Below are 20,394 nucleotides of genomic sequence, written 5' to 3'. Positions count from 1 at the left end.
GATTGGCATGCCCATGGATAGTGCGTATTTTTCTAATTACTTGTTCGCGTTAGTTTTATTTCATTGATACGAGAAATGATAGAACGGAAACTCACACCAGGAGAACGTTATGAAAGGGAAATCAACGGGAAGGATCGCACAAGCCAAGGCTTGTTTTTGCGCATTAGGCACTATCACTACTCGCTCGCAGTTCGGGGGCTACGGGGTACTGGCCGACGGCATCATGTTCGCAGTTATCGCTGAAGGAGAACTTTATCTCCGCGCTACGGAGGGGCTGGAATCGGTCTTTCGCTCACGCGGCATGGTCAATATGGTTTACTCCAAACGTGGTGTGCCAATCACTATGCGCTATTACTGGGTGGATGAGACCCTGTGGCGTGATAGGGATGAGTTGGTTGGGTTAGCCTGGCAGGCTATTCGCGAAGCGCGCCGGGAGCTAGAGGTTAAAGCGGACAACCAGAGTCGGTTAAAAACCTTACCGAACATCGACATCAACATGGAACGTTTGCTGTGGCGAGTCGGTATTTGTAATGTTTATGATTTGCGCTTAAACGGGGCCAAACGCAGTTATCTTCGGCTATTGCAGCAGCAAAAAAATTTAGGGCTGCGGGTGCTGCTTTCGTTGGGCGGGGCAATTGCCGGCTATCATCACGCCGCTTTGCCTTGGGAATTACGCAGCGAGCTGACGTACTGGTTTGAGCGCACCATGATGTTGCTTAGCCACGGCCATAACCCAAGAGTCCAGGGCCTGATGAAAGGCCCCGAATGATTATGCCGATTTACCTATTTGCGCATTGAGCATCGTGAGTTCCGGCAAGAGCTCAATCACCAACCCAATCTGCTGCAACACCAATTGATCTTTGCTTTCCGGTTCCGGCGCCGCGTGTTGAATTCGTTCAGCCAGGCTTTCCAACGCCTGAGTGATGCGCCGACTGTCCTGTTCTTCTTGGTGCAAGGCGCCATCGACATAACAGACAGCATCATTCAGCAGATCCAGGGTCGCAGGATTATTCAGGCGTTCACGGTGTGCCCCCAACGCCGAGATATAACTTAACAAGGTGTGGTTCAAACACAGCAGACGGAAGGCCGCATCCTGAACGTCTTTATTGGCCTTGGGATCGGCAGACATATTTGAAATCACCGATGCCAGCTCCGCGTCACTGTTGTGCGCATCCCGACGAGCGATACGGTAGGCAAGGCCGTTGTCTTTACCCTGATGGTATTGCACCAAAATGGCGTCCAGATAACGGCAGTTGGCGTTCAGCGTCTTGCTGACCACCGTGGGCAATTGCCGGAACTTCCAGTCAGGCCAGATAAAGCTGACTGCGGCCCAGGCGATGGCGCAACCCAGCAGCGTATCGTAAACGCGCGGTGCGGCGACTTCGAAACCTTCGCCCAGCAGGTTAAAGCACAACAATACCAACAGGGTGATAAACATGGTGGCATGTGCATATTGCACGGTGCGAAAAGCAAAAAACAAAACGCCGCTAATCACAATCAGCACCAGTTGGCCTTCCACCGAGGGAACAAAATAGAGAATTGGCAGCCCGACAAGAATACCGGCCAGTGTGCCGATTATCCTCAATGCCAGCCTGCGGCGAGTGGCGTTGTAGTTGGGTTGGCAGACAAACAGGCTGGTTAACAGGATCCAATAGCCATGCTGCATGCCGGTAAATTGAATAAAGGCATAGCCAATACACAGCACCACAGACATGCGAATGGCATGGCGGAACAAGGCCGATTGCGGCGTCAGATGGCGGCTGATGCGCAAGCGAATGTCGCTCCAGCCGGTGAGCCGGTCATCCGACAGGCTGTTCTCTTCCACCTGGCCGTTGGCCAATGCCTGTTCGGATTCGATATTTGCCAACTGTGCGTCAATCGCGCGCAAATTTTTCAACAGGTGCGACAGCGCCTTGGTCAACTCGCGATTTTCCGGGGTAAGGGTAACGCGCGCTAAAGCTTCATCAATGCGCCCAAAGGCCGGTTCGAAGCGAACGTTATGCTGATACTTTTGCCGCATCAAAATCGACTGGGCCAACTGCTGACAGGCACGAGCCTGCATGCTGAGCAAGCGCTGAAAGCGGAACAGGATATCGCTATGACGGAATTGTCGGCTTAGCGCCTGGTATTGAACGTGAGCGGAGCTGGCGCGTTCATGGATGTCCTGCGCAACGAAGTAATAATGCAGTGTCCGGCGGGTGCCTCGTTGACCGCGATCGCCTTTTAATCGGGTCAGCAATGAAGCCTTGGTTTGATTGAGGATGGTCACCAGCGTGCTGTTGGCCATAGCAACGTCCATCCAGGGCAGGTCTGCATCCTGCTCGGCGTCGGGATCAAACAGGTTGGCTTTGGCGTCCAGATAATTGGCCAATTGGTCGTAACAACGCGCCAGGTTTTCCTGTAAAGGACGGATAGGGAAGATCAGATGACCTATCAACGTCAGCAGGTTGTACCACAGGGCACCGATGATCAGCAGCATCGGCTGCTGATACCAGGCGTCATACATTGAGGCGCCGAGCATGGTGTAAACCGCGATCAGCAAGGCGCCAAATGCAATGGTGGCGTAACGTTGCCCCAGAGCACCTAACAAAATAAAGCCGCAGGTGGAGGTCGTCAGGCCGAGAGCGAACAGCCAGGGGTAAGGAAACAGCAGTTCAATGGAGGCGGAGGCAACAAAAAAGCACACCAGCGTGATCAGCAAGTTGCGTAGTCTGCCGGTCAGGCGGTCGTCCAAATCGGTCAACGCCGCAGCCACCACCCCCAACGTCAGGGGAATGGTGAGTTTCGGAATACCGAGCCACCAGGGAACGGCGGCTGCGCCGGCCAGCGCAATAAAAATACGCAGGTCATAAAGCAGGTTGCTGTTGTAGGCGTAACGGCGTATTGCTGGTGCAAAAGAGAGCACAAAAAACTCCTCGGGCGGAGAAAAAATTAACGCTGCTGATACTGACGACGGGCATTTTCAGTTCTGGCCTGTTGCGCCATTTCTACTGAGACAACGCGACGCCCAACCGGCCACAGGGCAATGGCGGCGATTTTGAAATTGGCAATGCCCACCGGAATGCCAATAATAGTTACGCACTGCACAATACCGGCGGCGATATGCGACAGGCACAGCCACCAGCCGAACAGGATCAGCCAAACAATATTCAGCAGCGAGCCACTGGCGGAAAGCAGCACATTACTTTTTTCGGGATACAGTTCATTAACGTGAATCGCTTCGTTGCCGAACGGCAGCAGCGACAGCTTGGTGATCTCCCAGCAGGAGCGGGTCAGTGGCAGGGTGATGATCAGCACTACGCTAAACACCGTTGCGATCAACCAGCCCAGGGTGGTGAAAAAGCCGCCCAACACAAAATTAAGAATATTCAGTACAGTACGCATAGTCGTCATTCTGCTCTAATGATGGCCAAACCGCGATGCGGTTGCGCTTGCTATCAAAACGCAAAATCTATTCTACCCTTTTTTTAGCGCTAGAGTGCCACTGCTTATCGCAGGTAAACTGGCAGATATCCGTTATTTAATCTCAACATAGTCATGGCGCGAAGATATGGAACTTAAAGCGACATCGCTGGGGAAACACCTGGCTCAGCATCCTTATAACCGTGTGCGGTTGCTGCACGCCGGGGTCGAGGTGAGCGGTGAAAAGCATGAATATCTGATTCCTTTCAATCAGTTGATTCAGGTTAGATGCAAGCGCGGCATTGTCTGGGGCGAGCTGGAGTTTGAGTTGCCGGATGAAAAAGTAGTGCGCCTGCACGGGACTGAATGGCAGGAAACTCAGCGTTTCTATCATTATCTCCAGCAGGCCTGGCAGCAATGGAGCGCGGAGATGAGCGAAGTCAGCGCCGGCGTTTTGCAGCAACAGGTCGAGCATATTCTGCGTATTGAGCAGCAGGATAAGTGGTTTAAGAAATCCGAACTGGGCAAATTGCAGCAACAGATTCGCCAGTCTTTCGGTGCCTTGCCAATGCCGGTTGCACGGCTGGAGGAATTTGACAACTGTCGGGAAGATTATCAACTCTGCCGCCAATGGCTGCAGCACGGGTTGCCAAGCGTGGATCAGCGTAACCGGCAGTGGACCGAGCGGATGCTGGAGACGCATCAGGATTTCTTCCAGAGCATAGAAAGTTCACCGCTGAACGACTCGCAAAGTCGTGCCGTAGTTAACGGTGAAGACTCGGTATTGGTATTGGCCGGTGCGGGCAGTGGAAAAACCTCGGTATTGGTGGCTCGCGCGGGTTGGCTGCTGCGTCGTCAGGAGGCTGAACCCGGTCAAATACTGCTGTTGGCATTCGGTCGCCAGGCGGCGGAAGAGATGAACGAACGTATTCAGGAGCGGCTGGGCGGCGTGGCCATCCAGGCCAAAACCTTCCATGCGCTGGCGCTGCAGATTATCCAACAGGGCAACCGCAAGGTGCCGGCAATCAGTAAACTGGAAACCGACAGCAAGGCCCGGCGAGCTTTGCTGATTGCCCATTGGCAGCAGCAATGCGCAGAAAAAAAAGCCCAGGCCAAAGGCTGGCGTCAATGGTTGATAGAAGAGTTGGAATGGGAAGTGCCCGAAGGCGATTTTTGGCAGGACAAGCGCCTGGCGGAGCGGCTGGCCGGCAGGCTAGAACGCTGGTTGGGCCTGATGCGCATGCACGGCGGTAGCCAGGCGGAAATGATCGAACAGGCGGATGAAGAGATCCGTGACCTGTTCTCAAAACGCATTCGCTTGATGGAGCCTTTGCTCAAGGCCTGGAAAGGAGCGCTGAAAGAGGAAGGGGCGGTGGACTTCTCAGGCCTGATCCATCAGGCGGTCAATATTTTGGAGAAAGGTCGGTTCGTCAGCCCGTGGAAGCACATCCTGGTGGACGAGTTTCAGGACATTTCACCCCAGCGTGCGCAATTGCTGGCGGCGTTGCGTAAACAAAATAAACAAACCTGCCTGTTTGCGGTGGGTGACGACTGGCAGGCCATTTACCGCTTCAGCGGGGCCGAGCTGACGTTGACCACCGCCTTTGCCGAAAACTTTGGCGAAGGTGCCCAATGTGCACTCGATACCACTTACCGTTTCAACGATCGTATCGGTGAGATCGCGAACCGTTTTGTGCAACAGAACCCGCATCAGCTGAAAAAACCGTTGAACAGCCTGAGCAAGGGCAATAAGAAATCGGTGGTTTTATTACCGAATGAGCAGCTTGAAAATCTGTTGGACAAGCTGAGCGGTTATGCCAAGCCGGATGAGCGAATTCTGGTGCTGGCTCGCTACCACCATTTGAAACCGCAAGTGCTGGCAAAAGCGGCGACCCGTTGGCCAAAACTGACCCTCGAGTTTATGACCATTCACGCCAGTAAAGGGCAGCAGGCGGAGTACGTAATCATCGCCGGTTTGCACCAAGGCAGCGACGGTTTTCCAGCGGTCGCACGTGAGTCGGTATTGGAGGATGTTTTGTTGCCGCAGCCGGAAGATTTCCCGGATGCAGAGGAGCGGCGACTGCTGTATGTAGCGCTGACTCGCGCCAAGCATCAGGTCTGGTTACTGCAGGATCGTGAACGTCCGTCGGTCTTCGTTGAACAACTGCAGGATCTCGGCGTTCCTGCGCAGAAGAAGCCTTAAGCTTAAGGCCTGGCGGAAACCAGGCCGCGAGCGTTACTTCAGGCGATCCTGCAAATAGCGCTGATAGTCAGGAATGGCGATTTCCACTTCACGTTTGAAGAGCGAAGAATCGATCAGGAAATCCGCCGTTGAGCGGTTGGTGGCGACGGGAATGTTCCAAACCGTCGCCAGACGCAGCAGAGCTTTCACATCCGGATCGTGGGGAACCGCATTGAGCGGATCCCAAAAGAAGATCAGCATATCGATTTTGCCTTCGGCAATCAGCGCGCCAACCTGCTGATCGCCTCCCATCGGGCCGCTTAACATGCTCTGCACCGGAATGCCGCTGGCACGCTGGATCAGGTTACCGGTAGTGCCGGTGGCGTACAGTTGATGGTGTTCAAGGACCGATTTGTTTTCTTCAACCCAGGCAAGCAGGGCTTGTTTACGGTGATCGTGCGCCACCAGCGCAATGTGTTTGCGCGCGGCGATAGTGCGGGTAGTAAATTCCATCTCGATGTCCTTCGCTAATCAGGGGATGTGCGACAGATTACTGAAACTGTTTTTCACTGCCTAGCGTTTACACCTGAAAATGCGAAGAAAGCGCGCCTTTAAATAAAGGCGCCGGCAATCTTAACGCACGGGCTGTTTATTTGCCCAATGGAGGAAACGCTTCTGCGTCTCTTTGTCCGCCTGCTGGAACCAGTATTGCAGCATCTGTTCGGAAACGTTTTCACCCTTTAAAGTTACCGTGGGGGAGTTTAAAGCGGCACTGGCGAGGGGAGAGGAAGGCGTGGCCGCGCGCACCTGGGTGAAAGCCAGCACCGAGGCCGGGCGGTGCTGACTGTTGTAGTCCGCCATGACTTTTTCCAAATCGACGCTGAGCGTGGCACCGTCGGCATGCAGCACGTCGTGTTTCATCGCCAGCGCGTTACCGTCCTTATCAATCACTTGATAGTTGAGCGTTTTATCGAATCTTTGGCCATCCCGTACATTTTCAATACGCGGCAGCTCAATGGCAACGGAGCTGACATTCTGCGTACTGAAGGTCGCGATAAGCGGTGGGGAGGTATAGGCAGTTTGCTCGTGCTGCCCTGAGCGTACAGACTTCGCCACTTTAAACAGCAACTGATGTTGCCCGCCATCCAGCTCCAGGCTGTCGGCACCTTTTAACAACGCTCCTGTCATTTTCTTGCCGTCGACCACCAGCAGATCGATGTCCGGGGAGAGTTTCAGGGTCGTAGCCACGGCAGGCATGCTGATACTGATGCTGAGCAGCCCCGCAACCATCAGACCAAATTTCATGGTTATCTCCTTATAAGTGGCATCGCTATTAGTGTTGAACACGCCATAGACTGTGTCAAAGTTTTTCAGCATTACGGTTTGGTTTACAAATGTACATATTTATTTTCATTTGGACATTTATTCAGGCCGAATATGCTGGCAGTGACAGCATCAGACCGCAAAAGTGGCCGGGAGTTTCCGCGTGGCTGCGTTTAGTCGATTTAAAGCCGATAGAGTACACTGGGAACAGGGAAATCCCCCGTTGATGATTGGGAGCCGAACATGCAAGACCACGAGATTGCCGACCTGCTCAAGCAGGTGAAAACCATTGCGCTGGTGGGTGCCAGCGATAATCCGGCGCGGCCGAGCTATGGTGTGATGGCGTATTTGCTGTCTCAGGGATATCAGGTAACGCCGGTCAGCCCCAAGCTGTCCGGGCAAACGCTGCTTGGCCAACAGGTCTATGCCACGTTGCAAGACATTCCGCACCCGGTGGATATGGTTGATGTGTTCCGTAATTCAGAGGCGGCGTATGGCGTAGCGCAAGAGGCGATTGCGATTGGCGCCAAGGCGCTATGGCTGCAAATTGGCGTTATTAATGAGCAGGCCGAGGCGTTGGCACGTGAGGCAGGATTGAAGGTGGTAATGGATCGTTGCCCCAAAATCGAGATCCCTCGTCTGGGTCTGGAGCGCTAAAAGCCGGTAAAAGAAAAGGCCTGACAAATGCCAGGCCCTTATTGGGTGTTTCTCAGGCCTGGCGAATCAGTTGCGCAGGCGCGGGGCTTGGAGCTGGTGACGGATCGATTCCGCCAACTCGTCCAGTGAAGGTTGTTCAGGGTGGGCGTCCTGGGCTTCGCCATCCAGCTGTGCTTCCGCCAGATAGGTATGCACCGGTTGGCCTTCTTCGTCTTCCATCACCACGTGGTACCAAGGGGCGAAACGCAGATCGCTATTCGCCGCTATTTCATCAGCTTTAGGCTGTTCCATCGAGTATTCAGGGTCGATATCAATCACCACCCCCAAGTACCCCAGCAGCTTATGCCGAACCTGTTGTCCGATACCGAATTTGCTGGCAATCATGATGACCTCCTGAGAAACAGTGCCTTGCTCTCTATATGAGGGCAAAGCAGCGTATTTCAAGTTACATCACCCGACACGCAAACCCTTTCAAATACAGCCCTTCTGGATAAGTTGCGATAACCGGGTGATCGGCAGCCTGACGATACTGCTCTATAAATTGTACATCACGCCCGGCATCTACAGCGGCATCGGCCAAAATTTTCTGGAACAAGTCGGTTGGCATCAGTCCGGAGCAGGAGAAACTCAGCAAAATACCGCCCGGGTTCAGCAACTGCAGTGCCAACATGTTGATATCTTTGTAACCGCGGCAGGCGCTGGCCAGTTGGTTTTTATTCTCGACGAACTTTGGCGGATCCATAATGATCAGATCGAATTTTTCACCCTGCGTGCGGTAGTTGCGCAGCAGCTGGAACACGTCATCGCGCACAAACTCGGCTTTGCTTAGATCCAACCCGTTGAGTTCAACGTTTTGTTTGGCGATATCCAACGCCGCCTGCGACGTATCTACGCTGATGACCTGTGAGCAACCGCCCATCAATGCGGATACCGCGAATGCGCCGGTATAAGAGAAGCAGTTAAGCACGCGGCGGCCGGCGGAATAGTTACGGGCAGCCAGGCGGCTGTCGCGCTGGTCGAGGTAAAAACCGGTCTTGTGGCCCTGCTGAATGTCCACCAGTAGCTTCATGCCATGCTCGGTGATCGGCAACAGAGCAGGGGGCAGATCACCCAGTACCGGCCCTTGCGCCAACGGCAAGCCTTCTTTTTTACGCACCGCGACGTCTGAACGATCGTAGATGGCGCATTCCGGGTAACAATGCTGCAAGGCGGTAATCAGCGCAGCACGCTGATATTCGGCGCCGGCAGACAGCAATTGCAACACCAGGAAATTCTGGAAGCGATCGATAGTGATGCCCGGCATGCCGTCGGATTCACCGGCGATCAGACGGTAACCGTCCAACCCGTCGCGCTTCGCTACCCAATCACGCCAGCTTTGCGCCTGCTGTAAACGGCGGATGAAGAATTCGATGTTAACGTCTTCATCCTGCTGGAAAGTCCAGACACGGGCACGGATTTGCGACTCAGGCGAGTAGGCGCCGCGCGCCAGCCATTTGCCCTGGGCGTCGTGAATATCGATGGTTTCGCCGGACAGGGCTTTACCTTCAATACGTTGAACGGCACCGGAGAAGACCCATGGGTGGCGACGGAGTAAGGACTTTTCACGTCCTTTGGCGAGAAACAGGCGTACGGTCATAATTAAGAATGCTGCCAGCTAGGTAAAAAGAGTGACATTGCCGTGCGAACGCACAGAAAATGCCATAAACGAAATTCGATAAGGGGCCGATTATGACACAAGTTTGTATTGCTGCGTATGTCTATGGCGTGGTGCAAGGGGTAGGGTTTCGCTACAACACCCAGCATCAGGCGACGGCGTTGGGGTTAAGCGGATATGCGCGCAATCTTGATGACGGCAGCGTCGAGGTGGTGGCCTGCGGCGAACAACCGCAGGTGGATAAGCTGGTGGAATGGTTGAAGAGCGGCGGCCCGCGTAGCGCACGTGTCGATCGCGTGCTGGTGGAACCGCGCGGTACGGCAGATTATCAAGGCTTCAGCATTCGCTATTAGCGTCTCAGATGCATTTTACCGGCTTCGGCAAACCGGCGATTTTTGTTGCCTGTTTGGCCGGGCCTTTGGGGAACAGGCGATAGAGGTAGCGGCTGTTGCCTTTCTCTTCGCCGTACTTCTGCGCCATAGCTTTGACCAGCATGCGGATCGCCGGTGAAGTATTAAATTCCAGGTAAAAGCCGCGTACGAAACGCACCACTTCCCAATGCGCCTCGGTTAGCGTGATTTCTTCCTGCTCGGCCAGCAGCGGCGCCAGGGCCTCGTGCCAGTCGGCGCTGTTTTTCAGGTAACCCTGTGCGTCAGTTTCAATAACCTGACCTTGATACTCCAACATACTGCCTCGGTAACGGGTAATTCAGAAAGGCCGCCAGTTTAGCAAACTTTTACCGCCGCAAAAAATAAAGCCCCGCCGGAGCGGGGCTTTGGGTATCACTCAGACGCCGAATCAGTTGCTGCGCGCGAAGCCCAGAATGCTCAACAGGCTGATGAACATGTTGTACAACGAGACGTACAGGCTGACGGTGGCGCGGATGTAGTTAGTCTCGCCGCCGTGAATAATGTTGCTGGTTTCCCACAGGATGGCACCGGCGGAGAACAGGATAAACAGTGCGCTAATCGCCAGGTGCAGAGCAGGGATCTGCAGGAACAGATTGGCGATAACCGCAACCAGCAGCACTACAAATCCGGCCATCATCATGCCGGACAGGAACGACATATCCTTGCGGGTGGTCAGCACGTAGGCTGAACAGCAGAAGAACACCACCGCGGTGCCTCCCAGCGCCAGCATGATCAGGTCGCCGGCTCCGGTATTAATAAATGAACTGAGGATGGGGCCCAGGGCATAACCCATAAAACCGGTCAGTGCGAAGGCCGCCAGGATGCCGGCAGGGCTGTTAGCCAGCTTGTGGGTCAGGAACATCAGCCCATAGAAACCGACCAGCATCAGCAGCAGGCCCGGCGCCGGCAGCCCCAGCATGGTGCTGGCGGTTGCGGTGAGCGCCGAGAAAGCCAGCGTCAGTGAAAGCAGAAAATAGGTGTTACGCAAAACCTTATGCGTACTCAGCAATGAGTCGCGCGAGGAGGATGAGACGACAATACGGTCCATAATGATCTCTCTTAGTCAGGTCATCACAAAATTAGTGACGATGATAGGCAGCGCAAGCGTTTGATTAAAGTTCGTTTACCAATCTTTACCCTTAGTTATCATTGCTGCAACCTTGAGCCGGAGTTGGCGGTTTCTTCAACGCTCAAACGTCAGGTGCTGGTTTTTCGTTCGGTTGAACGGCCTTGGGCTTTACAAGCGGATCAGCTCTGTTTATAGTTCGCCTCGTTGCGGAGGGGTGGCCGAGTGGCTGAAGGCAACGGTCTTGAAAACCGTCGACGGGAAACCGTTCCAGAGTTCGAATCTCTGCTCCTCCGCCATAAATTATGACCCCGCGCTCTCTGAGCGCGGGGTTTTTTATTGGGTTTGAAAAATGGCAATCGCCGCCGTGGGCCCATAAAAAAACCGCCCCGGCTGGGACGGTTTGTCTGGCAAAGCAACCGCTAACGCACCAAATGCAGGAAGTGCAGGTGCTTCTCGTACTGGTCGAGAATATCGTGAATGATCTGTTCTTGCGTCCAGCCCATCACATCGTAATCCTGGCCCCCTTCCTTCAGATGTACCTCACCGCGATAGTATTTATGTTCCTCGTCGCGTTCCTCATCTTTCAACCCCGCCAGAGCAAAGGCCGGTTGAATGTAAGCGCGCAGGCGCACTTCATAGACAAAGTTCAGATCTTCCCCTAAATCGACTTCGAAATGGATGCGATCGTCTTGCGAATCGTCAATCGAGGAGGTGGTATTTTGCTTGGCCAGTTCGGCTTCCACCAGCGCCATCGCCGGTTGAACCACTTCACCGACAAAGCGTTTTACCTGAGAACGTTTCGGGAAATAGGCAATATTACGCAAACGCCGCTGCCATGAGATCGGGTTGCGCGCGGCGGTCGGCGCAATGGTGGTCATCATCTGGCTGTCGCGTTTGTAGGCGTCGATACGTAAGGCTTTTAACAACCCGTAGATTGAGACCAGCAGGATCATCGAAAACGGCAGGGCGCTGGCGATAGTCACGGTTTGCAATGCGCTTAAACCGCCGGCAATCAACAACGCAATCGCCACCAGACCCATCAGGGAAGCCCAAAAGATCCGCTGCCATATGGGTGTTTGATCCGAACCGCCCGAAGCCAGCGTATCAACCACCATCGCCCCAGAGTCTGCCGACGTGACGAAGAACACCACGACCATCGCCATGGCGATAAACGACAGAATATTAGAGAACGGGAAGTGCTCCAGGAAGTTGAACAACGCCAGGGCTACGTCGTTTTGCACCGTATTGGCCAGATCGCGCGCGCCTTCGTTCATGATCAAATTAATGGCGCTGTTGCCGAAAACGGTCATCCACAGCAGCGTAAAGCCCGCCGGAACGAACAACACGCCGGTGACGAATTCACGGATGGTACGTCCGCGTGAAACGCGGGCGATAAACATGCCGACGAACGGCGACCAGGATAGCCACCAGCCCCAATACAGCAGTGTCCAGCCCCCCAGCCAGTTGCTGGATTTCGGCTCGTAAGCGTAAAGGTTAAAGGTTTTATTGACGATATCGGAAAGATAGCCGCCGGTATTTTCCACAAAGGATTTCAGCAACAGCACGGTTGGGCCGAGCGTACCCACCAGGACCAGCAGCAGCACCGCCAGGCCGAGGTTCAGTTCGGACAGAATGCGGATGCCCTTATCCAACCCGGACACCACCGACAGCGTCGCCAGCCCGGTGATCACCACGATCAGCACCACCTGCACCGTTGCATTGATCGGCAAACCGAACAGGTGGTTGAGGCCGGCGTTAACCTGCAACACGCCGTAACCCAGTGAAGTCGCGACGCCAAACACGGTACCTATAACCGCAAAAATATCCACCGCATGACCAATCGGCCCGTATATGCGATCGCCGATAATCGGATAAAGCGCGGAACGCAGCGTCAAGGGCAGGCCATGGCGATAGCTGAAGAATGCCAGGATCAGCGCCACGATCGCATAAATCGCCCAGGCATGCAGGCCCCAGTGGAAGAAGGTTAGGCGCATGGCCTGTTTAGCCGCTTCCACTGTTTCCGGTGTCCCGGTCGGGGGAGAAAGATAGTGCATCACCGGTTCGGCGACGCCAAAGAACATCAGACCAATGCCCATACCGGCGGAAAACAGCATGGCAAACCAGGAAACATAGCTGAAGTCTGGCTGAGCGTGATCGGGCCCGAGCTTGATATTGCCGTAACGCGACAGACCCAGGTAGGTGACGCTCAGCAGGATCAGGGCGACCGCCAGAATGTAAAACCAGCTGGCGTTAGTGAAAATACCCTGCTGCAACGCTTTGAATTTGCGGTCGGCTAACTCAGGATACAGGGCGGCAAAGGCCACCAGGACGATGATTAATGCGGCAGATATAAAAAATACCGGAGGATTGATATGGCTACGACGTGCCACAATTTCAGTGTCGTTTTGGCTCATAGAATACCTTTTTGCTAGTCCGTTAGGGAATGGGATAGTCCGTTAAAACAACTCCATAAAAGGGGGGCAAACAGGCTGCCCAAGAAATTAAACTCTGCGAGTATATAGAAAAACCAGGGTAATTTACATTTTTATGGTCAAAAAGGCTGTTTTAAGTGGTTTTGTTAGACGTTTTAGCTATATAAAAACAATGCGCTAAGAGGGGGTAATTCACTCTTTTTGCAGGGAAAAACCGGCTGAGAGGATCCGACATGGTTTTCGCCATGCCAAAATGCGGGCAAATACAGGATCAGGCTGGGGGAAGGCTTTCTTAGGGGGGCAAGGGGGTTTTAGCGGCGGGTAGAGCAGATCATGACAGAAACCCCTATAACAGTGGCCTGAACCCGGAGGGATCTGCCGTTTACTATTGATCCGATCAAGCCAAGGGTTAAAATAGGTCCATTCGCTCGCGTTTAACGCTTTCATGGAGATAAAGATGAGCTGGTATCAAATAGCGTTATGGACCATGATCTTTCTGAAGTCCGGTGCCTTTCTGGTGTTCGTTTGGTGGTGGATGTTCAAACGCGCAACCAAACCTTATGTCCGCCCGCAAGATGTTGTGATTGACGAAACGCCGGATGATGAAAATCTGACCATGGAAGAAGTGATGAAGAAACACGGTATTACCCGTGTGGAAAATCAAACGCAATAACCCCCGTTCTTTTCAGAATCGATCTGCGAACTATCCCTGTGGAAATGCGGCAATGCCTGCAAGCCGGGGATAGCTCCCCAGCCTGCAGTCATCGATTCAGCGCCGTTTTCTCCCCAACAGCCATGCCATCAAGATCAACGCCACCACCGCAATGCCGATTGCCGGGGCCATATAAGGCTGCAGCATCGCCAGCAGCGGCACCGGGCCACCCAGGCGCAATACGGTCACGTCCGCAGCGCTGACCTTCACTGCGGGATTGCCGTACTGCTGCAGCACATAATTGCTGATAGCGGCGATCTGCTGGTCGTTCAACGGATTGACGTACGACAGCGGGCCAAAGTTCGGCATCAGCACGTGCTGATCGCCCACCTTTCGCTCGACCCCGAACAGTATGGCCGAGATCAGGTTGGCCGGATTGCTTGAACCGGTGGCGGTATTATTGAACAGCGAAGGGTAAGCCTGGTTTTTGCTGCCGCTGCCGTCCGGCTGGTGGCAACTGGCGCAGTTGCCGCTGAACAAGGCCGCGCCGTCGGTAACGGTGTTGTTGGCATTGGCTGGCTGCAACCCGCGCAACTGAGGCTCAACGTTCAATGGTTTACCGTAGCTGTCGGCCGCCTGGCTATCCTTGGCGTCTCTGATCGGCGTGGTGCTTTTCAGGTAAACGGCAATAGCCGCCAGATCGTCATCGGAAAAATATTGCAGGCTGTTTTCGATGGCTTCCGCCATGCCGCCCGCCGCCTGATTTTTGCCGACCACCCGGCCGGTTTTCAAGTACTGTGCCAGTTGCTGTTCGCTCCAGCCGCCGATACCGCTGATCGGGTCTGAAGTGATATTGGGAGCGTACCAGCTGCCGACCATCCCGCCCGCCAGCGCCTGACTGCCGTCCTCAGCCATCAGCAGGTTGCGCGGGGTGTGGCAAGTGTCGCAGTGCCCAGGCCCATTAACCAGATAAGCTCCCCGGTTCCATTGCTCGCTTTTGGTCGCATCGGGTGCAAAACGGCCGTCTTTGAGAAACAGCAGATTCCAGGCGGCCATGCTAAAGCGCAGGTTGAACGGGAAGGGCAGATCGGTCAGCGTATTTTTCTGATCGACCGGCTTCACGCCGTGCATAAAGTAGGCATACAACGCCTTGATGTCCGCATCGCTCAATCGGGTATAAGAGGTATAGGGCATAGCGGGGTAGAGGTGGGTGCCATCGGCACGGATCCCGTCCCTGACGGCACGAGCAAACTGCTCTTCGCTATAACTGCCAATGCCCTCCGCGTTTGATGGGGTGATGTTGGTTGCGTAAATCACGCCCATGGGGGAACTGATACCATATCCGCCGGCAAAGGGAGTACCGCCTTCGGGTTTGGTATGGCAGGCCTGGCAGTCCGAGGCGATAGCAATCTGCTCGCCTTTTTTAATCAACGCCGCACCGCTTAACTCTCCGTTATCCGCCGCCTGCACGGCGCTGCCGCCGAGCAACAGCAGGGACAATAGCGTCAGTTTCGCCTGTTTTTTCATGGTTTCACCGCCAGTGCCCGCGCAATGTCATCGGCGGCCTTGATGCCCAGTGCCGCCATGGTCAAGGTGCTGTTCACCACGCTGGCGGAAGGAATTGCGCCGCCGCCCGGCAACCAAAGGTTGGCATGGTCATGGGTGCGGCAGTTGCCATCGACCACCGAGTCTGCGGGGTTATCGCCCATGATAGTGCCGCCCATGATGTGGTTATTGGCATTCAGACTGGTGGTGATGTTGAACTCTTCGGCGTCGAACAGCTGGCCGATATGTTCCAATTGCTTATGTGCGGCCTCTGCGCCTTTGCGTACGTAATCGCCGACATCGTAATGGATGTCCGGGCAGGGCAAGCCGTGAGCATCCTTGCGGGTTTTACTCAGCGTCAGGCGGTTATTTGGGTCTGGTAACGGTTCCAGGCTGATGGATAAATCGACGCCGTAGGCGGCGCGGCGGCGTATTTCGGCATCCAATTCTTTACCGACCAAGCCTTGTTCCAGCGCCTTTTGGGTGGCAGGCACGACCCGGTTGATGTTGTTGAGGATCATCTTGTTGGCCGAGTAGTCTTTGCGGAACTCACCGTCACGTGGGCCGACCAGGCAGCTGCTCTGCGCCGGGCCACGCCCGAGCCACAGCGGCTCTTTTGCCAGGAAAGTACAGTGAAAACCGGAGTGATCCATCATGTTGCGGCCAACCTGGTCGGAAGCGTTGGCGATGCCGTTCGGGTTGCGCTCATTAGCCGCCATCAGCAGCAGGCGCGGCGTTTCTATGCCGTTACAGGCCAGTGCGAAAGCCTTGGCCGTCGCCTGGTGAGATTGCTTCTTGCTGTCGAGCCAATGCACCGCAGTGACCCGATTCTGCTCATCGGTATCAATCTTGTAGACCACCGCTTCCGCCAGTACCACCGCACCTTTCATTTCAGCGCGTTCAACATGATGAATGCCGTTGTACATGGCGCCGATGGGGCAAATCGGCTGGCAGTTGTTGTTGCCGCAGCAGGTTGGACGGCCCTTCCACGGGTGGGTACTGCGCCCCTGTGGGATCGGGACTGAACGGTAGCCGTGCGGGTTAACCACTTCGGCAAAACGAATATCGCCATGCGCCCAGGGCACCATATCCATCGGGTAGGGTTTGCTGCGTTCAACCGGCGACTGTTGCTGCGGATCGTTGGGGCCCGCCACGCCAATTTCCTCTTCGGCCCGGCAATAGTACGGCTCAAGTTCATCATAGGAAATCGGCCAGTCGCGGCCAACGCCGTACAGGGTTTTCATTTGGAAATCGCTGGGCAGGTGGCGCCAGCAAGACGCAGCCCAGTGCCAGGTGGTGCCCCCGACGGTACGCAGATACCCTTGCTTGAAGCTGCTTGCGCTCGGGCCGCTCAGGGCGACATAGTTGTTTTCAGGAAAATAGAGGGGAGCGGTGGCGAACTCGGATTGCGGGTACAACCCTTGGTAATCGGAGCCGGCGCGATTATCAAAAGGCATATTGCGCCAGTTTTCTACGGCCTGGGCGCGTTCAATACGCAGGCCCGCTTCCAGCACCAACACAGAATAACCCTGGCTGACTAATTGATCGGCCATCATGCCGCCAACAATGCCGGAGCCCACGATCACGATATCGGCCGAGGCGTTGCCATCGGCAGTAAATTCAGGTTTTTTCATCAGAAGACTCTCAGATCACAGGGAAGCGTTGACCGCTGGAGGGGGCGCAGTCCACCACAGCGGGCCATTGCCGCAGTAGGTGGGAACGATCAGCGCGTCGCTGGCGGGGCGGTACATCAACGCGTCTTTATAGGCAATCAGCTCAGCCGTTTGGCCGTGGCCGACGGTGCCGGTATACCAGGCGGTGATAATGGCGGTCACCAGGGCCTGCAAGCCGGCCTGAATGGCCAGTTGTTGCAGCTGTTTTGCGCTTTGGCCCGGCTGCAACAGACCACCAAGCTGCTCAACCTGCGTGGCGAACTGATCATTCTGATTATGTAAGGCCGTAAAAATACGCGCCGACATTCCCTGATCGATATCCTCATGTTCGCTCAATGTCTGGGATATTTTGAAGAAACGAGCAAACTGCAGCGGGTTGGCCGCCGCGGTATGTTGTTCTGCCAGACTGAGGAACGGGTAACTGAGCAATGACGTTGCCAGCAGGGTTGAGGCCAGCCCCAGCAGCACTTCCCGCCGACTGAAACCGGTTCCATTTTTGGTCGGTAACTCACCATCGTCTGATAACAAATTTTCCATGTGTTTTTCTCACAAAACAGGTGTTATTGCCAAAGCAGGCAAAAGAGAAGGGGTAAAGAGAGATAAAAAATAATCAACAATGGGATAAATGCATTGTTTACGGTTCTGTATCTAATAATTTGGCGGGATATTAACTTGCCGATAACTTTTCGGCAATAAACTTGCTCAAACGCCCTGATAAAAAAGCACAGAAAGAATAAAAAAGACCGGAGGTGTGGCCGCTTGGTAGGAAAGTGAACGGTGCCGTGGCGGGTATTTAAAGATAATTAATGACGGTAAATAACATTACTTCCGCTATTAGGACGGGTTTAAAACGGGGTATTAATAAGTAATATTTATATTTAACTCACAGATGCCGTTATTATATTGACCAATAAAAACCCGCCGTAGCGGGTTCCTGGTCATTATTTTAGCTCTTGCAACCCATCAGCTCTGGCAGCACGCCCGGCTTGGCTTTCAACGAAGCCTGTACGTCGTCGGGCAGACCAGCCCAAATAATCAGCCCGGTGCGTTTCTCGATTTCATTCACCGTGACGCGATATTGGCAGAAATCGGCATTTTTCGGGGTGTTTTGGTCAAACAGAAACGCCGCATAGTGGTTCACTTCCGGGCTGTTATTGATAAAGATGACCTTCCAGTAAGCGCTGGGAATGGTGTGCGCTTTCTGGGTGCCCGGCAATTTTCCCATATTGCGTTCGTACAGTGGGCCGGTCACGGTATACACCGAACTGATATCCGCCCGGTCAATCAGCTTGCGTTCCTGATCTTCCAGCCGTGCCCAGGAGCCTTGGTTAAGATCGGCCATCTGCGGGGTGATATTGGAAAGGTAGTTCAGTGATTCCCAGTCAGAGACGCCCGCCAGTGAGGCCAGCGGCGCTTGATGCCCGCGGTCAACTTTCAGTGCCGCGTTGGCACCGGTGTAATCTGCCGGTACCAATGTATCTGCCGGGTTCAGTGCCGGATCGGCCTTCCAGTTACGGGTTTTCCCGCTGGCCGGCGTGTCTTTGGTGATGTGATAAGCCACCCAGTTGGCGAACTTGGTGGTGCTGTTGTTGTTCAGCGTATAAGCATGGCGAACGATGGACACGTTACTGCTGCCGCCGGTGGGGCAACCGACCGCGCAGTTGTCGATAGATTCCAATGCTTCGGCGGAGGCCTGGGCGGTAAACAGCAGGGCTGCCAGGGCTAACATCTTGTTAAATCGCATATTCATATCCTCAATAAGTTTTAATAATACTGTATGTATTTACAGTATTTGTAACTTATCGCAATGAAACGAATACAACAATGCAACACATTCACGTTACGAATGTGTCAGCGTGGGCACAGCAAAGCGGGTTATAAAAGCCGGTAACGGGCGGGCAGCAAAGCCTTAAAAACGCCAAAAGGCACGCGAGCACAATATCAGCATGGGGTAGATCTCAAGGCGGCCGAGCAGCATCGCCGCGCACATCAACCATTTCGCCGCATCGCTAAGCGTGCCAAACCCCGCCGCGGTTTCGCCGAAACCCAACCCCATGTTATTGATACAGGCGGCCACGGTGGCGAAAGAGGTCACCAGATCATAGCCCATCAGGTTCAGCAGCCAGATGAAGAAGCAGCTGAAAAAAACGTACAGAAAGAAAAAGCTCCAGACCGACCGTAACACCCGATCGTGAATCGGCGCGTTGCCGACCTTGATGGTGTAAACGGCATTAGGATGCACCAACTGGTTGATCTCATGCCGGCTCTGTTTGTACATGATCAGAAAACGCAGCGCCTTGATGCCGCCGCAGGTGGAGCCCACGCAGCCACCGAAAAAGCTCGCCGCCAATAACAACATAATGGTGTGAGAGGGCATTTTGGCATAGTCGGCGGTGGCCAAACCGTTATCGGTCATCATCGAACTGGTGAGAAAGAAGCCATGCACGAAGGAGTCCTTGGCGCCGTACATGCCGGAACGGTAGAGCTCGAGGCAAACAATCGCCACGATAATCGACAGCACCAGCAGGAAGAAGCGCAGCTCCGGGTTTTTATATAGGGGTTTCAGGCTACGACGGCCGACGGCGACGAAATACAGAGTGAAGTTCACCGCCGCCAGAATGGAGAAAATACCGCCGACCATCTCCACCGCCGAACTGTCGTAATAACCCAGGCTCTCATTGCGGGTGGAGAACCCCCCGAGCGATACGGTGGAAATCCCATGGCAAAGGGCATCGAACCACGGCATGCCCGCGATGCGGAAAGCGACCGTACAGGCCAGCCCCAGACCGAGGTAGATCAACCACAGGTTTTTCGAGGTATCGGCCAGCCGTGGCGTCAGTCGTTCTTCTTTGAATGGTCCGGGCATTTCCGACTGATAAAGCTTGGCACCGCCGATACCCAGCAGCGGCAGCACGGCCACGGCTAACACAATGACGCCGAGACCGCCGATAAAGTTGAGCTGGGAACGGTAGTAGAGAAAGGATTTAGGTATGCCGGAGACATCGTTAAGTACCGAAGCGCCGGTGGTGGTGATGCCGGACACGCCCTCGAACATCGCGTCCGTCAGGCTGACGTTCAGCGTGTCATCCAGCCACAGCGGCAGGGCGCAGATCATCGAAAACAGCAGCCAGAACATGACGATAATCAGAAAACCGTCCTGGGTGCGCAATTGCACTTTGGCCTGACGGGTGCTGAACCAGCCTAATCCGCCGAGCGAGCCGGCAATCACCAGGGTATAAAAAAAGGAGAAAACGCTTTTTTCTTTATAGAGCAGCGCCACCAACAGGGGCGGGATCATTGACAGGCTGTAAAGGAAAACTAAAAAACTGCAAAGATGAATAACGACCAATATCTGCTTATTCTTGACCATAATACTTGCGCCCGAGTTGCCTGAC

19 protein-coding genes and 1 tRNA gene are annotated in these 20,394 nt (G+C 54.4%); 6 read left to right on the top strand and 14 right to left on the bottom strand.

What is annotated here, in order from left to right:
- Positions 1-109: 109 nt before the first annotated feature.
- A complete protein-coding gene (locus H5P17_RS04240; RefSeq protein WP_182821465.1) occupies positions 110-769 on the top strand; it encodes a TfoX/Sxy family DNA transformation protein in 660 nt (219 codons plus the stop codon).
- On the opposite strand, the gene yccS is transcribed toward H5P17_RS04240, so the two are convergent.
- Both yccS and H5P17_RS04230 read right to left on the bottom strand, forming a co-directional pair.
- Positions 770-2,905, bottom strand: a complete 2,136-nt coding sequence (gene yccS / locus H5P17_RS04235) for a YccS family putative transporter (protein ID WP_182821463.1) — start codon at positions 2,903-2,905, stop codon at positions 770-772.
- Between the two features lie 26 nt (positions 2,906-2,931).
- Positions 2,932-3,384, bottom strand: a complete 453-nt coding sequence (locus tag H5P17_RS04230) for a YccF domain-containing protein (RefSeq protein WP_044549611.1) — start codon at positions 3,382-3,384, stop codon at positions 2,932-2,934.
- A 166-nt stretch (positions 3,385-3,550) separates the two neighbouring features.
- On the opposite strand from H5P17_RS04230, the gene helD reads away from it, so the two are divergent.
- Entirely contained in the window at positions 3,551-5,605 is a 2,055-nt protein-coding gene (gene helD / locus H5P17_RS04225; protein WP_182821462.1) for a DNA helicase IV, read from the top strand.
- A 33-nt stretch (positions 5,606-5,638) separates the two neighbouring features.
- Here the strand turns inward: helD and H5P17_RS04220 are convergent, their stop codons facing one another.
- Complete coding sequence (locus tag H5P17_RS04220; protein ID WP_020826178.1) at positions 5,639-6,097, bottom strand: methylglyoxal synthase; 459 nt, start codon at positions 6,095-6,097, stop codon at positions 5,639-5,641.
- A 120-nt stretch (positions 6,098-6,217) separates the two neighbouring features.
- Positions 6,218-6,889 carry a DUF2057 family protein gene (locus H5P17_RS04215; protein ID WP_182821460.1) on the bottom strand — a complete coding sequence of 224 codons (672 nt, stop codon included), beginning with the start codon at positions 6,887-6,889 and terminating at the stop codon, positions 6,218-6,220.
- A 261-nt stretch (positions 6,890-7,150) separates the two neighbouring features.
- Here H5P17_RS04215 and H5P17_RS04210 point away from each other — a divergent pair, with 261 nt between their 5' ends.
- The gene (locus H5P17_RS04210) at positions 7,151-7,564 is read left to right on the top strand and encodes a CoA-binding protein (RefSeq protein WP_182821458.1); all 414 of its coding nucleotides are present in this window, start codon (positions 7,151-7,153) and stop codon (positions 7,562-7,564) included.
- A gap of 66 nt (positions 7,565-7,630) precedes the next feature.
- On the opposite strand, the gene hspQ is transcribed toward H5P17_RS04210, so the two are convergent.
- Together hspQ and rlmI are read right to left on the bottom strand one after the other, a co-directional pair.
- Complete coding sequence (gene hspQ, locus H5P17_RS04205) at positions 7,631-7,948, bottom strand: heat shock protein HspQ (protein ID WP_044549618.1); 318 nt, start codon at positions 7,946-7,948, stop codon at positions 7,631-7,633.
- Positions 7,949-8,009: 61 nt separating this feature from the next.
- A complete protein-coding gene (gene rlmI, locus H5P17_RS04200; protein ID WP_182821456.1) occupies positions 8,010-9,200 on the bottom strand; it encodes a 23S rRNA (cytosine(1962)-C(5))-methyltransferase RlmI in 1,191 nt (396 codons plus the stop codon).
- A gap of 92 nt (positions 9,201-9,292) precedes the next feature.
- On the opposite strand from rlmI, the gene yccX reads away from it, so the two are divergent.
- Complete coding sequence (yccX, locus tag H5P17_RS04195) at positions 9,293-9,571, top strand: acylphosphatase (RefSeq protein WP_020826183.1); 279 nt, start codon at positions 9,293-9,295, stop codon at positions 9,569-9,571.
- Between the two features lie 4 nt (positions 9,572-9,575).
- Here the strand turns inward: yccX and tusE are convergent, their stop codons facing one another.
- Both tusE and yccA read right to left on the bottom strand, forming a co-directional pair.
- Positions 9,576-9,905, bottom strand: a complete 330-nt coding sequence (gene tusE / locus H5P17_RS04190; protein ID WP_020826184.1) for a sulfurtransferase TusE — start codon at positions 9,903-9,905, stop codon at positions 9,576-9,578.
- A 111-nt stretch (positions 9,906-10,016) separates the two neighbouring features.
- Positions 10,017-10,676 (bottom strand): FtsH protease modulator YccA, encoded by a 660-nt coding sequence (gene yccA / locus H5P17_RS04185; RefSeq protein WP_004942825.1) that lies wholly within the window; start codon positions 10,674-10,676, stop codon positions 10,017-10,019.
- A gap of 229 nt (positions 10,677-10,905) precedes the next feature.
- On the opposite strand from yccA, the gene H5P17_RS04180 reads away from it, so the two are divergent.
- Positions 10,906-10,993, top strand: a tRNA-Ser gene (locus H5P17_RS04180).
- Between the two features lie 123 nt (positions 10,994-11,116).
- Here the strand turns inward: H5P17_RS04180 and H5P17_RS04175 are convergent.
- Positions 11,117-13,111: a choline BCCT transporter BetT gene (locus H5P17_RS04175; protein ID WP_182821454.1), complete on the bottom strand. Its 1,995-nt coding sequence runs from the start codon at positions 13,109-13,111 to the stop codon at positions 11,117-11,119.
- 475 nt (positions 13,112-13,586) lie between these two features.
- Between H5P17_RS04175 and H5P17_RS04170 the strand changes: the two genes are divergently transcribed.
- On the top strand, positions 13,587-13,802 hold the full coding sequence (locus H5P17_RS04170) for a hypothetical protein (RefSeq protein ID WP_182821452.1): 216 nt from the start codon (positions 13,587-13,589) through the stop codon (positions 13,800-13,802).
- A 96-nt stretch (positions 13,803-13,898) separates the two neighbouring features.
- On the opposite strand, the gene H5P17_RS04165 is transcribed toward H5P17_RS04170, so the two are convergent.
- The 5 genes from H5P17_RS04165 to H5P17_RS04145 all read right to left on the bottom strand — a co-directional run bounded on the left by H5P17_RS04165 (position 13,899) and on the right by H5P17_RS04145 (position 20,369).
- Positions 13,899-15,308: a cytochrome c gene (locus H5P17_RS04165; protein ID WP_182821450.1), complete on the bottom strand. Its 1,410-nt coding sequence runs from the start codon at positions 15,306-15,308 to the stop codon at positions 13,899-13,901.
- The gene (locus H5P17_RS04160) at positions 15,305-16,960 is read right to left on the bottom strand and encodes a GMC family oxidoreductase (RefSeq protein ID WP_182821448.1); all 1,656 of its coding nucleotides are present in this window, start codon (positions 16,958-16,960) and stop codon (positions 15,305-15,307) included. Before H5P17_RS04160 ends, H5P17_RS04165 begins: the two co-directional genes overlap by 4 nt.
- Before the next feature lie 15 nt (positions 16,961-16,975).
- Positions 16,976-17,536 carry a sorbitol dehydrogenase family protein gene (locus tag H5P17_RS04155; RefSeq protein WP_044549631.1) on the bottom strand — a complete coding sequence of 187 codons (561 nt, stop codon included), beginning with the start codon at positions 17,534-17,536 and terminating at the stop codon, positions 16,976-16,978.
- Between the two features lie 409 nt (positions 17,537-17,945).
- Positions 17,946-18,743 (bottom strand): DNA/RNA non-specific endonuclease, encoded by a 798-nt coding sequence (locus tag H5P17_RS04150; RefSeq protein WP_182821446.1) that lies wholly within the window; start codon positions 18,741-18,743, stop codon positions 17,946-17,948.
- 165 nt (positions 18,744-18,908) lie between these two features.
- Positions 18,909-20,369 (bottom strand): TrkH family potassium uptake protein, encoded by a 1,461-nt coding sequence (locus tag H5P17_RS04145; RefSeq protein WP_182821444.1) that lies wholly within the window; start codon positions 20,367-20,369, stop codon positions 18,909-18,911.
- Positions 20,370-20,394 lie beyond the last annotated feature (25 nt).

The organism is Serratia sp. OS31 (assembly GCF_014164835.1).
GTDB classification, from domain to species: Bacteria; Pseudomonadota; Gammaproteobacteria; order Enterobacterales; family Enterobacteriaceae; genus Serratia; species Serratia liquefaciens_A.
This window is presented reverse-complemented; position numbering and strand designations above follow the sequence as displayed.